Source organism: Microbacterium nanhaiense (assembly GCF_014646015.1).
In the GTDB taxonomy this organism is placed as follows: Bacteria; Actinomycetota; Actinomycetes; order Actinomycetales; family Microbacteriaceae; genus Microbacterium; species Microbacterium nanhaiense.
The window spans coordinates 361,381-374,610 of record NZ_BMMQ01000003.1 but is presented as its reverse complement, the minus strand read 5'-3'; the positions used below and the strand labels follow the sequence as shown (position 1 = coordinate 374,610).

Annotated in this window: 9 protein-coding genes; 1 reads left to right on the top strand and 8 read right to left on the bottom strand. The window is 68.3% G+C overall.

What is annotated here, in order from left to right:
• Positions 1 to 44: 44 nt before the first annotated feature.
• Positions 45 to 1,196: an ROK family transcriptional regulator gene (locus tag IEX05_RS07415; RefSeq protein WP_188700723.1), complete on the bottom strand. Its 1,152-nt coding sequence runs from the start codon at positions 1,194 to 1,196 to the stop codon at positions 45 to 47.
• Between the two features lie 112 nt (positions 1,197 to 1,308).
• Here IEX05_RS07415 and IEX05_RS07410 point away from each other — a divergent pair, with 112 nt between their 5' ends.
• Positions 1,309 to 3,417: a glycoside hydrolase family 36 protein gene (locus IEX05_RS07410; protein WP_188700722.1), complete on the top strand. Its 2,109-nt coding sequence runs from the start codon at positions 1,309 to 1,311 to the stop codon at positions 3,415 to 3,417.
• Between the two features lie 47 nt (positions 3,418 to 3,464).
• Here the strand turns inward: IEX05_RS07410 and IEX05_RS07405 are convergent, their stop codons facing one another.
• The 7 genes from IEX05_RS07405 to IEX05_RS07375 all read right to left on the bottom strand — a co-directional run bounded on the left by IEX05_RS07405 (position 3,465) and on the right by IEX05_RS07375 (position 13,230).
• A complete protein-coding gene (locus IEX05_RS07405; RefSeq protein ID WP_188700721.1) occupies positions 3,465 to 4,352 on the bottom strand; it encodes an ABC transporter ATP-binding protein in 888 nt (295 codons plus the stop codon).
• On the bottom strand, positions 4,349 to 5,215 hold the full coding sequence (locus tag IEX05_RS07400; RefSeq protein ID WP_188700720.1) for an ABC transporter ATP-binding protein: 867 nt from the start codon (positions 5,213 to 5,215) through the stop codon (positions 4,349 to 4,351). The genes IEX05_RS07405 and IEX05_RS07400 overlap by 4 nt, the downstream gene beginning before the upstream one ends.
• Positions 5,212 to 6,207, bottom strand: a complete 996-nt coding sequence (locus tag IEX05_RS07395) for an ABC transporter permease (protein ID WP_188700719.1) — start codon at positions 6,205 to 6,207, stop codon at positions 5,212 to 5,214. Before IEX05_RS07395 ends, IEX05_RS07400 begins: the two co-directional genes overlap by 4 nt.
• Positions 6,208 to 6,211: 4 nt before the next feature.
• Positions 6,212 to 7,201, bottom strand: coding sequence for an ABC transporter permease (locus IEX05_RS07390; protein WP_188700718.1), 990 nt, complete (start codon positions 7,199 to 7,201; stop codon positions 6,212 to 6,214).
• Between the two features lie 43 nt (positions 7,202 to 7,244).
• Positions 7,245 to 8,948 (bottom strand): ABC transporter substrate-binding protein, encoded by a 1,704-nt coding sequence (locus IEX05_RS07385; RefSeq protein ID WP_188700717.1) that lies wholly within the window; start codon positions 8,946 to 8,948, stop codon positions 7,245 to 7,247.
• 214 nt (positions 8,949 to 9,162) lie between these two features.
• On the bottom strand, positions 9,163 to 11,613 hold the full coding sequence (locus IEX05_RS07380) for a glycoside hydrolase family 2 protein (protein ID WP_188700716.1): 2,451 nt from the start codon (positions 11,611 to 11,613) through the stop codon (positions 9,163 to 9,165).
• 120 nt (positions 11,614 to 11,733) lie between these two features.
• Positions 11,734 to 13,230 (bottom strand): sensor histidine kinase, encoded by a 1,497-nt coding sequence (locus IEX05_RS07375; protein WP_188700715.1) that lies wholly within the window; start codon positions 13,228 to 13,230, stop codon positions 11,734 to 11,736.

The following is a 13,230-nucleotide window of genomic DNA, read 5'->3' as shown; positions in this document are numbered from 1 at the left end:
CAGACTCGCGCCTCGTTCATACTTTGTCAACTGATGAAACATTGTCAGGAGAGCATGCTTCGAATCGCGATCCCCGCGCCGGCGCGCGCCCACTCCGAGAAGTCCCAGGTGCGCACGTCGATGTCGACGGGCGCGGCGCTGCCGTCGAGGCGACGATCGAGCTCGGCCCGCATCTCATCACCCCCGAGTTCGACGACGGCAATGCCGTCTCCCGAGAGCACGACCTTCCGGGGATCGACGAGGTTCACGACGGCCGCGATGAGCACGCCGAGCGCGCGGCCCGCATCGGCGAAGATCGCGCGGGCGATGGCGTCTCCGTCGCGTGCCGCGGCGACGACGCCGGCATAGTCGATGCCGACGACGCGATAGGCGCCGACGATCGCCCCGCTCGTCAGCATGCTCGAGACGCACCCGCGATGCCCGAGACCGCAATAGGGGCCCGCCTCATCGACGATCGTGTGACTCACGAGGCCGGCGCGCGCGTGCGCCCCCTCGACCGGGCTTCCGTTCACGACGAGACCGCAGCCTATGCCGACGCCGACCGTGATGAGGGCCATGTCGTCCACACCGGTGCCCGCCCCGAACCAGTGCTCGGTCGCGGTCAGAGCGCTGACATCGTTCTCGACGGCGCACGGCAACCCGACCGCCGACCGCACCATGGCACCGAGGGGCACGTCGCGCCAGTCGAGCCATTCCGACACTTCCACGAAGGGCCCGTCGTCCCGCTGATGCACGCGGCCGGCGAGAGCGATACCGACCGCGACGATATCGGGGAACTCGGCGCGGAAACCTGCCGCGACGTCGGCGATGTCGGCGACGACGTCCTCGGGTTCTGCGGAACGCAGCGGCCGTTCCGCGGTCGCGACGGCTGTGGCAGCGAGGTCCGTGACAACCGCGAAGAGGCCGTCGCCGGTGAGCTTGATGCCGAGCACGTGTCGCGCCTCGGCGCGTAGCCGCAACATCTCCGAGGGGCGCCCCGTCTGCGCCATGAGACGCGTCTCGCCCTCCGACAGCAGGCCGCCGTCGACGAGGATGCGCGTGATGCGGGTGAGACTCGCCCGGGAAAGGTGCAACCGGCGGGCGATCTCGGCTCGCGGGAGCTCGCCGTGGATCAACACCTCGAGCAGCGCGGCTTTGACAGCGGGAGCGAGGGCGGCGATGTCGACCGGCGCGCCGGTCTCGTTCTCATCGGGCATCTTTGTCACCTTACTAAACTTAATACCTCGCAAGCGGGGTGTCTCGTTTGCCAGGATGTCACCGTCCGGCCGAATACGCCGGATCCACTCACCCGAGATCGAAGAGGATCCCATGCCCGAGTCCCCGACCCTGCTCTGCTGGCGCGCACCATGCGTCGCCCTCGACCTCGCGATCGACGCGTCCGCTCCCGTCGCGATCACGTCGATTCGACCGGCGGGGGCGCCCGCTCCCGACGCACGCCTCGCCGCGCAACCCCTTGTCGAGATGACCGCCCTCGGGCACGGCCGCTTCCCCGGGAGCTTCCGCCGCGTCGACACGGTCATCGGGGCGGAGCTGCGTCATGTGTCGCATGATCAGAGCGTCGACGGCCCATGGCACACCCTGCGGGTCGTGCAGGCGGATCCTTCTCGGGGCGTGCGGGCAACGAGCGTGTTCGAGGCGCATGAGTCCGCGCCGGCCGTGCGCACGTGGACCGAGATCGAGGTCGCCGGCGACCTCGTCATCGACGCCGTCACGAGCGTCGCGATCGGCTCCTTCCTCGACGACGCCGGGGTCGAATCCGTCGACGACATCGTCGTCGCCCGCGCCGACAACGACTGGATCGCCGAGAATCGCTGGCGCGTCGAACCGCTCCGGGAGGCGGGGCTCATCGACGTCGATCGCGCCGCGCACAACCACCAAGCGCCCCGAACCCGCCTCGCACTCGGCAACCGCGGATCCTGGTCCAGCGGCGAGCAGGTACCCGCGGGCGCGCCCGCGGCGACCGACGCGTCGTACGCCCTCGCCTGGCAGGTCGAGCACAACGGCCCGTGGACGGCCGAGATCGGCGAGACCGGCCGCGGCGCCTACCTGGCGTTGACGGGACCGACCGATCAGGAGCATCAGTGGAGCGTGCGACTGAGGGACGGCGGATCGTTCCGCACGGTCCCGGTGTCGCTCGCCGTTGCGGCGGGCGGCCTCGATGACGCGTTACGCGTGCTCGCTCGACAGCGCCGCGCGATCCGCCTCCCCCGCCCCGCCGACGAATCACTCCCGGTCGTGTTCAACGACTACATGAACACGCTGATGGGCGACCCCACGACCGAGAAGCTCCTCCCCCTCATCGATGCCGCGGCGGAGGCCGGCGCGGACATCTTCTGCATCGACGCCGGCTGGTACGCCGACGGTAGCTGGTGGGACGGCGTCGGCGAATGGCTGCCGTCCGCCACGCGCTTCCCCGGCGGCATCGCGGAGGTGACGGGCCGGATCCGCGAGCGCGGCATGGTGCCGGGACTGTGGCTGGAACCCGAGGTCATCGGGGTGCGTTCCCCGCTCGCCACGACGCTGCCCGACGGGGCCTTCTTCCAGCGCGCAGGCGTGCGCATCGCCGAACACGGCAGGCACCTGCTCGACCTGCGCCACCCCGCCGCGCGCGCCCACCTCGACGCCGTCGTCGACCGCCTCGTGAACGAGTACGGTGTCGGGTTCATCAAGATGGACGAGAACACGATGACGGGGCCGGGATCCGACCTGTACGGCCTCGCGCCCGGGCAGGGCCTTCTCGAGCATGCTCGTGCCCTGTTGGAATGGCTCGACGGTGTGCAGGAGCGCCACCCGGAGCTCATCATCGAGGCGTGCGCCTCCGGCGCGATGCGCATGGACTATGCGATGCTGTCGCGCCTGCACGTTCAATCGACGTCCGACCAACAGAACCCCATTCGCTACGCGACGATCGCCGCCGCGGCGCCCGCCGCGATCCTGCCGGAGCAGGCGGGTAACTGGGCCTATCCTCAGGCCGGCATGAGCGACGAGCTGCGCACCTTCTGCCTCGTGAACGGTGTGCTCGGGCGGATGTACCTCTCGGGCTACCTCAACCGCATGACGCCGCAGGAGGTCGCCGCCGTGCGCGAGGCCATTGCAGCCCATCGCGTCGTGTTGGGCGACATCCGCGACCGTCTGCCGGTGTGGCCGCTCGGCCTGCCGGCATGGGACGCCGATTGGACGTGCCTCGGCCTGCACTCGGGCGACCACGCCTACGTCTCCGTCTGGCGTCGCGCGGGCGACGCCGCGGCGGGCTTGCGGCTGCCCTGGGCGGCCGGGCGCGATGTCGAGGTCGCCCCGCTCTTCCCCGCCGACGCCGGCGGCTGGGCATGGAGCTGGGACGCGGAGACCGCGGTGCTGACCGTCACGGCCCCGACGGTCGAGCCGAGCGCCCGCGTGCTCGAGATCCGCGCGGTCTGAGGCACGCAGAAGAGGGGGAGCCGCGGCTCCCCCTCTTCTGCAACCGCTCAGGCCGAGACGCGCGCCTCGGCCTCCTCCCATGCGCCGGTGAAGTGGTTGAAGCAGCGCGAGTTGTCGAGCCTCGAGCGGTCCGTGACGGCCTCGCCGCTCACGACCTTTCCGACCCGCTCGGGGTCGGGCGCGCTCGAGGCGAGCAGCCGGGTGTAGTCGTGGCGCGGATCCAGGATCACGGCATCCGACGGCCCCCTCTCGACGACGCGCCCCTTGTAGAGCACGAGGATCTCGTCGGAGAAGTGCCGGGCGGTGGCGAGGTCGTGCGTGATGTAGAGCACGGCCAGGTCGTCCTCGCGCTGGAGCCGGCCCATGAGATTCAGCACGTCGAGGCGGATCGACACGTCGAGCATCGACACGGGCTCGTCGGCCAGAACCACCTGCGCGCCGGGCGCGAGCGCGCGGGCGATCGCGACGCGCTGCCGCTGGCCTCCTGAGAGCTCGTGCGGGCGACGAGCGGCGAAAGACTCATCGAGCCCCACGCGGCCCAGCATCTCCACGACCTTGGCGTAGGTCTCCGCGGATCCGCGCGTGCGCCCGTGCACCTTCAGCGGCCGCGCGATGTGGTGCGCGATCGAATGGAACGGGTTCAGCGACGCGAACGGATCCTGGAACACCATCTGCACGTTCTTCCGGTAGTCGCGTCTCGCGACCTCGGCGCCGTCGTCGCCCGTCACCTCGATCCGTCCCGACGTGGGGTGCTCGAGCTTCGACAGGATCCGCGCGATCGTCGACTTCCCGGATCCCGACTCGCCCACAAGCGCGACCGTGCGGCCGGGCTCGAGATCGAACGAGACGCGGTCGACCGCGCGGAAGCGGCTGCGCCCGATGCCTTTTCGCACCGTGAACTCCTTCACCAGATCGGTGACGTGCACGCTGGTCATGAGGCCTCCCCCTCGTCGATTCCGGTGCGGATGAACGCCCCGCGGGATCCGCTGAGGCTCGGGAACGACCCCAGCAGCTTCTTCGTGTACTCGTGCTTCGGCTCGCGGTACATCGTGGTCGCGTCTCCCAGCTCGACGATCTCCCCGCGCAGCATCACGGCGATGCGGTCGCTGATCTCGAGCAGCAACGGCAGGTCGTGCGTGATGAAGATCACGGCGAAGCCGAGCTCGTCGCGCAGGCGCACGATCTCCCGCAGGATGTCCCGCTGGACCACCACGTCGAGCGCCGTCGTGGGCTCGTCCATGATCATCACCTGCGGTTCGAGGATCATCGCCATCGCGATCATCACGCGCTGGCGCATGCCGCCAGAAAGCTCGTGCGGATATGAGCGGAGGCGGTCCGGATCCACGCCCACCCGGCGCAGAACGTCCGCCGCGCGCTCGCGGCGCTGGGTCTTGCTCATGCCCGGACGATGCGTCTTCAGCACGTCCTCGAGCTGGGCGCGGATCGTGATCACGGGGTTCAGCGCGTTCATCGCGCCCTGGAACACCATCGACAGCTGCGCCCAGCGGAACGCGCGCAGCTGTTCCGATTCGAGCGCGAGCAGGTCGATGTCCCGCCCGCCCGCGTCGTGGAACGTGATGGATCCGCTCGCGATGCGCGCCGGCGGCTTGTGCAGCCGGTTGACGGCGTAAGCGAGGGTCGTCTTGCCGCAGCCGGACTCGCCCGCGAGGCCGAGGATCTCACCGGCCGCCAGCTGGAACGACGCGCCCTTCACGGCCGTGACGGGGATGTCCGCCTCGTAGACGACGGAGAGGTTCTCGATCGTCAGCACCGGGCGGGGTGCGGTCGGCTCACTCATCGGCGGCGCTCCTTTCTGCGGGCCTCGCGCTTCGCGCGGCGCTCGCGGCGGGCGTGCAGACGCACCGTCTTGAGCTTGGGGTTGATGATCTCGTCGATGGAGAAGTTCACGAGCGACAGGCCCATGCCGAACAGCGCGATGAGCAGGCCCGGCGGCAAGAACCACCACGAGGCGCCGAGCGACAGCGCGAATCCGTTCTGCGCATAGAACAACATCGTGCCGAGCGTCGACGAGTTCGAGGCGCCGAGGCCGAGGAAGCTCAGGCCCGCCTCTCCGAGGATCGCGGCGATCACGGCGAAGACGAACTGCGACGCGAGCACGGGCAGCAGGTTCGGCAGGATCTCGACGACGATGACGCGCCAGGCCCGCTCCCCCGCGACCCGCGACGCCGCGACGTAGTCGCGGTTGCGGATCGACAGGGTCTGCGCGCGGAGGACGCGCGCGGATCCGGCCCAGCTCGTGATCGCGAGCACGATCGCGATGGTCCACAGACCGCGTGCCTCCGCCGGCACGAAGCCGGAGATGACGATGACGAGCGGCAGGCCGGGGATCACGAGGAACACGTTCGAGATCAGCGAGAACGCCTCGTCGGCGAAGCCGCCGATATAGGCGCCGAGGATGCCGAAGAACGCCGAGATCACGGTCGCGAGCAGGCCCACGATGAGGCCGATCTCCAGGGATCCGCGCGTCGCGATGGCCAGCTGCGCCAGCACGTCCTGCCCGGTCTGCGTCGTGCCGAGCGGGAACTCGGCACTGGGCGGGGTGAGACCGATGTTGCGAATCGCCGCGGGGTCTCCGACGAACAGCGGCCCGATGAGGCCGAACAGGGCGATTCCGATGAGCAGCACGAGTCCGATGGCGAGCCATGGGGTCATCGTGGGCAGCATCTGGCGCAACGCCGACGGTGCCTTCGTCGACCTCTGCTGTCGGGTGAGGATCGTGTGGGTGGCGTCGGCCGGCGCGGATCCCGCGTCGGGTGGAAGATTCGTCATGCGATCAACTCCTTGCCCGCGTGCGGGGATCGATGAGGCCGTACAGCAGGTCGACGACGAGGTTCGCCCCGAGCACCGCGATGGTGATGAACAGGAACAGGCCCTGCATCAGGGCGTAGTCGTTGTTCGTCACGGCCGAGAGCAGCTTCGATCCGATGCCGGGGTAGGAGAACACCTGCTCCGTCACGACGGAACCCGAGACCACGAAGCCGAGCGACGTGGCGAAGCCCGCTATCGACGGCAGGATGGCGTTGCGGGCGGCGTATCCGCGCAGAATCCGTGCGTTCGACAGCCCCTTCGCCTGCGCCGTGAGGACGTAGTCCTCCGACAATGTCGAGACCATCATGTTGCGCATTCCCATGAGCCAGCCGCCGAGGGAGGCAATCACGATCGTGAGCGCCGGGAGGAAGCCGTAGTAGATCGCCGATCCGATGAATTCCAGGTTCCAGCCGGGGTTCAGCACGACGTCGTATCCGCCCTGCGATGGAAACAGCCCGAGCGTCGATGCCAGGAAGTACACCAGGATGAGAGCGAGCCAGAAGTACGGCACGGCAGCGAGCAGAGTCGTCGCCGGCACGAGCGAGTCGAGCCAGGTGCCGGGCTTCCACCCGACGAAGGCGCCCAGGCTCACGCCGATGACAAAGGACAGGACCGTCGCGATACCGATGAGCATGATGGTCCACGGGAGCGAGGTCGCGATGACCTCGCTCACGGGGGCCGGGAAGTACGTCACCGACACCCCGAGGTCGCCCTCGAAGGTGTTCACGAGGTAGCTGCCGTACTGCACCAGGAGGGGTTGCGAGTCGTCGCCCCCGAGCAGCAGCGTATAGGCCTGCCGGGTCTCCGCGTTGACGGTGCCGCCGCGCTGCTGCAGCTTGGCGAGGAGAATGTCGACGGGGTTCCCCGGCAGCAGGCGGGGGATCAGGAAGTTCAGCGTCAGCGCCGCCCAGAGGGCGACGACGTAGAACCCGAGCTTCCGCACGTAGTAGCTCATCGGGGCGGCGCCCCTTCCCCGGTTCGGGTCATCACGGCGGCGCTCATTCGCCCACGGGCTTCAGCGCTTTGAAGATCTCGGCGTTGTCCGGAGATGCCCAGATCGCCGGGAAGGCGTAGAGGTCGTCCTCCGTGGGCCAGCCCGTGAAGTCGGCCGAGTTGTACTCGCTCGTCGTACCGCCCGTGAGGATCGGGATGTACGGCATGTTCTCGACGATCGCCTCCTGGATGACGTCGAACTGCTCCTGGCGCGCCGCGGTGTCGTCGGGGTTGGTGCGCTTGAGCACCGCGAGCGCATCGTCGACAGCGGGGTCGCTGAAGCGGGCGACGTTCACGGGCGCGGCTTCGCCGACGTTCGCCGTGTTCGCCGTCGAGAAGAAGTTGTTGTAGAGGTAGTAGGGATCGCTCGCGGCGCCCTGTCCGAGGGAATCGATCGCGAGCTCGTAGGTGCCCTTGCTCTTCTTGTCCGTCCATTCATTCCACGACGACTGGGCCGCGATCACGTTGATGCCGGCCGCCTTCAGCTGCTGGCTCATCGTGTCGATCGCCGTGATGTAATCGGTCCAACCGGTGACGACCTCGATCGTCAGCGAGAGCGGCTCGCCGTCCTTGGCGTAGACACCGTCGGACCCCTTCGCGTAACCCGCGCCCGTGAGCAGCTCGTCGACCTCGTCGAGGTCCGGAGCGTCGGGCACCGACTTCTCGTCGATCTCCGACGAGATGAACTGCTCCTGCGCGGGGAGCAGCGCAAAGGTCGGCGACATGTCGCTCGCGGTGCCCTGGAACGCGAGGGAGTTGATCTGACCGCGATCGAGCGCGTAGTAGATCGCCTTGCGCACGGCCGGGTCCGTCTGCGGACCCTCGCATCCGAGGTCGGCGTTGGAGCAGCTGAGGAGCGCCATCTGGTTCTGCCCGATGGTGATCTGGTCGTAGCCGGGGTAGTTCTTGGACACGTTCTGGATGTCCGGAACCGGGCCCGTCTGCCAATCGATCGTGCCGGCCTTCAGGGCATCGACGCCGGCCGTGTTGCCCGAGAGCGAGAGATAGCGCACAGCCTTCACGGCGGGCGCGCCGTCCCAGTAGTCTTCGTTCGCCGTCAGGGTGAATGCCTGTGCCTTGAACTCGCCGAGCGTGTATGGCCCGGTGCCGATCGGCTCGGCGATGACGTCGGTTGTCGGGTCGATCCCGCTCCAGATGTGCTCGGGAACGATGAAGACCTTGCCGAGCAGATCCGGGGCCTGCACGAACGCCGGCTCGTCGAAGCTGAGGGTGACGTGGGTGGCGTCGACCTTCTCGATCGCGCCGTTGAAACCCATCGTGTTGAGGGCGGGGTTGTCGAGCAGCAATTGGAAAGTGAACACGACATCGTCGGCGTCGAACGCTTCTCCGTCCGTCCATGTCACGCCGTCGCGGAGGGTGACGTCGAGTTGCGTGCCGTCCTCGTTCCACGCGTATTCCGTGCCGAGCAGCGGTTTGGGTTCGTTCGTGTTCGCGTTGGTGACGAAGAACAGCGACTCGTAGATCGCGCCGAGGCCGCCGATCTTCGTCGGCGAGTAGGGGTTGAAGTTGATCTGGTAATCGCCGGCCTGGCCGGTGTAGACCACGAGCGTGTCGGCGGCTCCTCCCCCGTTGCCGCCGTTTCCGCCATCGCCCGACGATGAACAACCCGTGAGGGCGAGCGAGAACGCGGCGGCTCCCACCGCGAGGCCGATCACGGCGCGACGTGCGCGAGTGCTGCGAAGAATCATCCTTGGTCCTTTCCTTGCGACGACGAAGAGATCGTCGACGCTGACGAACCCCGTGTGCTGCAGGGGCGCGTGCGACATCATCGCCCGCGAACGCCATTGTTACGCAGTGAAACGAACCGCGTCAAGCAGTTTTGCGATATTTGAAACAAAGAGGCGTCCTCCCGGCCCGCTCGAATGTCTCGAGCGGGCCGGGAGGACGCGATGCGGGGTGGCGTCAGGCGCTCAGGTCGCCGGCATGGCGAAGGACATCGGGCGCGGCGAATCGTTGCGGATCTGCATCCGCCGGCGCGCCCGAGACGACGAAGCGATGCTCCTCTCCCGGAAGCAGCGTGACGAGCCCGGAGTCGACCTTCGCGTTCGGATGGCCGCGATCCGCCAGCATCGTGATGTCCCGCGCATACGCGCGGGCCACGACCCGCACGCGGACCGTATCGCCGTCGCGTTCGGCGGTCGCCTCGAGCGGCGAGGATTCGAGTGCCTGCTCCTTCACCTCGGCGAAGTCGTGCACGGCGCGCGCGAAGCCCGGCGCGTCCACGACCAGCACCTCGCGAGTGGGATCGCCCGCCGTCGCGACGGGTTCCGGCAGCGCGAGCGCGGTATTGCCGCGAGCATCGACGGCGCCGAGGATGCGCTCCTCCGCGAGCACCTCCCCCGCGAACGTCAGCCGTCGTACGACGACATCGCCCGACCACGCGTGCTCGGTGTCGTTCAGCAACGTCACCGCGATGCCGTCCCCAGACGGTTGCACCGTCGCGAAGCGCGGTGCGTAGACGGCCTTCAGCGCGTGCCACAGCGGCTTACGGCGCTCGGCGAAGTCGACCGCGGCCCACGAGATGACGGGCCAATCGTCGTTGAGCTGCCACACGATCGTTCCGGTGTTGTAGGGCGCGAGCGAGCGGAAGTACGAGATGCCGTAGCGCAGCGCGGCGGCCTGGTTGAGTTGGGTTGCCCAGTGCCAGTCCTCGATCGTCTTCGGCTCAGGGAGATGCGGGCCGTAGCCGCGCTCGAGCTTCACATTGCCGTTGTTCGCCTTCTGGTGAACGAGCATTTGCTCGCCGTAGGGATCCATCGGGGCATCATGCACGCTCTCGACGAGCGTCGTCCACGCGGGTGGCCCTTGGAATCCGAACTCGGCGACGAAGCGCGGCTTCCACTCTCGGTAGTGCGTGTAGTCCTTCTCGTTCCACACGTCCCAAATGTGCACGGTGCCGTGGGTGTCGAGGTTCGGGCTGATGAAGCTCGAGAAGGAGTACGGACTGCCGGCCGCATAGAACCGGGTCGGGTCGAGCTCGGCGATCAGCCCCGGAAGCAGACGGCGATAGTAGCCCTCGCCCCAGGTCTTTCCGTTCAGCTCCTTTCGCCATCCCCATTCGGCATAGCCGACGATGTTCTCGTTGTTCCCGCACCAGATCGCCAGCGAGGGGTGCGATGAGAGGCGCGTGATCGCCTCGCGGGCCTCGGCCTCGATCTCGGTGGCGAGCCACTCCTCCTCCGCATAGGCGGCGCAGGCGAGCAGAAAGTCCTGCCAGACCAGCAGGCCCTGCTCGTCGCAGAGCTCATAGAAGTCGTCGGCCTCGTAGATGCCGCCGCCCCACACGCGAAGCAGGTTCATGTTCGCCTCGGTCGCGTCGGCGATCCGGCGACGGTATCGGTCGCGATCGACCTCCGAGATGAAGGCGTGGTCGGGGATCCAGTTCGCGCCGCGGATCTGGACGAGGCGGTCATTGATATGCACCGCGAAGGGGCTGCCGTGCTCGTCAGCGGCGATGTCGACACGAACGGTGCGGAAACCGATGCGACGGCGCCATGCGTCGAGCTCGGCGTGCGGAGATCCGCCCTTCAGCCGCACCTCGAGGTCGTACAGCGGTTGCTCGCCGTGACCGCGCGGCCACCATAGCTGCGCGTCGGGCACCTCGATGCGCGCGTGCGCCCTCGTTCCCGCGACGTCGACCTTGTACACCTGGCCCGCGATCGCGAGTTCGACGCACACCGGCGCCGCCTTCAGGCCATCGGCGCGTTCGATCTCGATGTGCGCGTCGACGATGCCGGTCGTCCCGTCGACGTCGACGAGCGGCCTCACCGATGCGATGCGCGCGGTCGACCAGGTCTCGACGCGGATCGACTTCCAGATGCCGGCCGCGGCGACGTCGATCCCCCAATCCCACCCAAAGCTCGACGCCATCTTGCGCATGGCGTTGTATGGGTGGTGGTTGACGTGGAAGCGCTCGCCGTGCATGGCCGAGCGGGCGTGCGCGGCCGGTACGGGTGCGGCGAAGTCGATGCGGAGCTCGTTACGACCCTCGGCGAGGGCGCTGCCGATGTCGAGGCGATAGCTGCGATGCTGGTTCTGCGTGCGCCCCACCTCGACGCCGTTGAGCGTGATCGTGGCGATCGTGTCGAGGCCATCGGCGACGAGCTCGCGGCGTTCGGATCCGTCGTCGTGCCATTCGAAACTGGTCTCGAATCGCCAATCGACGTCACCGATCCACTGCTGTTCGGTCTCGTTGGCCCCGTCGAACGGCTCATCGATCAGCCCGGCGCGCCGCAGGTCGAGGTGCACGCTGCCCGGCACACGTGCCGGGATCGCGCGGTGCGCCACGTTTTCGGGGGCAGGACCGGACGTCGCCGTGACGGTCCAATCGTCGGTGAGCGGGATGACTGTCATGTGGCTCCTTCGCCTCGTGCGTGCTCCCTCGAGCACATACTTAGTTCCACCGTAATACAAACATGCGGCGACGCGAAAGGCCCTCGCCACACCGGCGAGGGCCCGAAGGAGGAATGCCGCCTATCGCGCCCAGCGCAGCGGAATGTCGATCGCGACCTCCGTGCCTCCGCGGAACTCCGTGTCGTCGTCGATGGTTCGCCACTCGATGGATCCGCTGAGCTCGCCCTCGACGAGGGTGCGCACGATCTGCGTGCCGAGGCCGCGGCCAACCTTGCCCTCCGGCAGACCGGATCCGCTGTCGCGCACGCGCACGCGGAGCTCGTCGTCGTCGCGGTCGGCGACGATTTCGACCTGACCCTCGCGGCCCGCGAGGCCGTGCTCGACCGCGTTCGTGACGACCTCGGTCAAGGCGAGCGCGAGGGGGTTGGCGTACTCGCTCGACAGGGTGCCGAAAGTGCCGCGCTTGCGGGTGTGGGCCACGGTGTTCTGTGCCGCCGCGACCTCTGCGACGAGGCGGAGCACGCGCGAGAACACCTCGTCGAAGTCGGCCTTCTGGCTGAGGCCCTCGGAGAGGGTGTCGTGTACGACGGCGATCGCGGCGACGCGTTGCATGGCCTGCAACAGCGACTCGCGGGCCTCCTCGCTCGAGGTGCGCCGCGCCTGGATCCGCAGCAGGGACGCGACCGTCTGCAGGTTGTTCTTGACGCGGTGGTGGATCTCGCGGATCGTCGCGTCCTTCGTCAGGAGCTCCTGCTCCTGGTTGCGCAGGTCGCTGACATCGCGGCAGAGCACGAGCGCGCCGATGCGTTCACCGTGGTCGCGCAGCGGAATGATGCGCAGCGCGACCGTCACTCCGCGTGCCTCGAGGTCGCTGCGCCACGGCGTGCGCCCCGTCAACAGCACGGGCAGGGAGGCCTCGTCGGCCGACGCATCGCGCTCGGGAGGCATGATCTGCCGGGCGACGTCCGAGAGCGTCTCCCCCTCGAGCTCCTCGACGAAGCCCATGCGGTTGAAGGCGCTGAGGCCGTTGGGGCTCGCGAAAGTCACGACGCCGTCGACGTCGAGCTTGATCATGCCGTCGGCGGCGCGCGGGGCTCCGCGGCGCGGCCCCATGGGAGCCGTCATGTCGGGGTAGTCACCCGTGGAGATCATGCCGAACAGGGCGTTGGCGCATTCGTCGAAGGTGAGCTGCTGACGCGAGGGGGCGCGTACCTCGCTGAGGTTGGTGTGCCGCGTGATGACGCCGATGACCGCGGTGCCCTCGTCGTCACGGCGCACGATCGGCACCGCCTTCACGCGCGTCGGCGTCTCCTCGAACCACTCGGGGCTGGAGGAGTCGACGATCTCGCCGTCGCGGAACGCCGTGCGGACCTGGCTCTGCCACTGCGGTCGCACCTTCTCGCCGACGATGTCGCGATAGAAGAGCGTGGCCGCGCCCGACGGGCGCACGTGGCCCACGGCGCGGAACGAGTCGTCGGGCGTCTGCGCCCAGATGACGATGTCTGCGGAGGCGAGGTCGGCCAGGAGCTGTCCGTCGCCGTGAACGCGATGGATCCACTCGATGTCCTTCTCGCTCAACTGCTTCTGTGCTTCGAGGAGATCGCTGAGTGTCGACAC

Coding starts and splice junctions, on each gene's coding strand:
- IEX05_RS07405 (WP_188700721.1), bottom strand. CDS start 4,352: ATGACCAGCGTGCACGTCACCGATCTGGTGAAGGAGTTCACGGTGCGA.
- IEX05_RS07380 (WP_188700716.1), bottom strand. CDS start 11,613: ATGACAGTCATCCCGCTCACCGACGATTGGACCGTCACGGCGACGTCC.
- IEX05_RS07395 (WP_188700719.1), bottom strand. CDS start 6,207: ATGACGAATCTTCCACCCGACGCGGGATCCGCGCCGGCCGACGCCACC.
- IEX05_RS07415 (WP_188700723.1), bottom strand. CDS start 1,196: ATGCCCGATGAGAACGAGACCGGCGCGCCGGTCGACATCGCCGCCCTC.
- IEX05_RS07400 (WP_188700720.1), bottom strand. CDS start 5,215: ATGAGTGAGCCGACCGCACCCCGCCCGGTGCTGACGATCGAGAACCTC.
- IEX05_RS07390 (WP_188700718.1), bottom strand. CDS start 7,201: ATGAGCTACTACGTGCGGAAGCTCGGGTTCTACGTCGTCGCCCTCTGG.
- IEX05_RS07410 (WP_188700722.1), top strand. CDS start 1,309: ATGCCCGAGTCCCCGACCCTGCTCTGCTGGCGCGCACCATGCGTCGCC.
- IEX05_RS07385 (WP_188700717.1), bottom strand. CDS start 8,948: ATGATTCTTCGCAGCACTCGCGCACGTCGCGCCGTGATCGGCCTCGCG.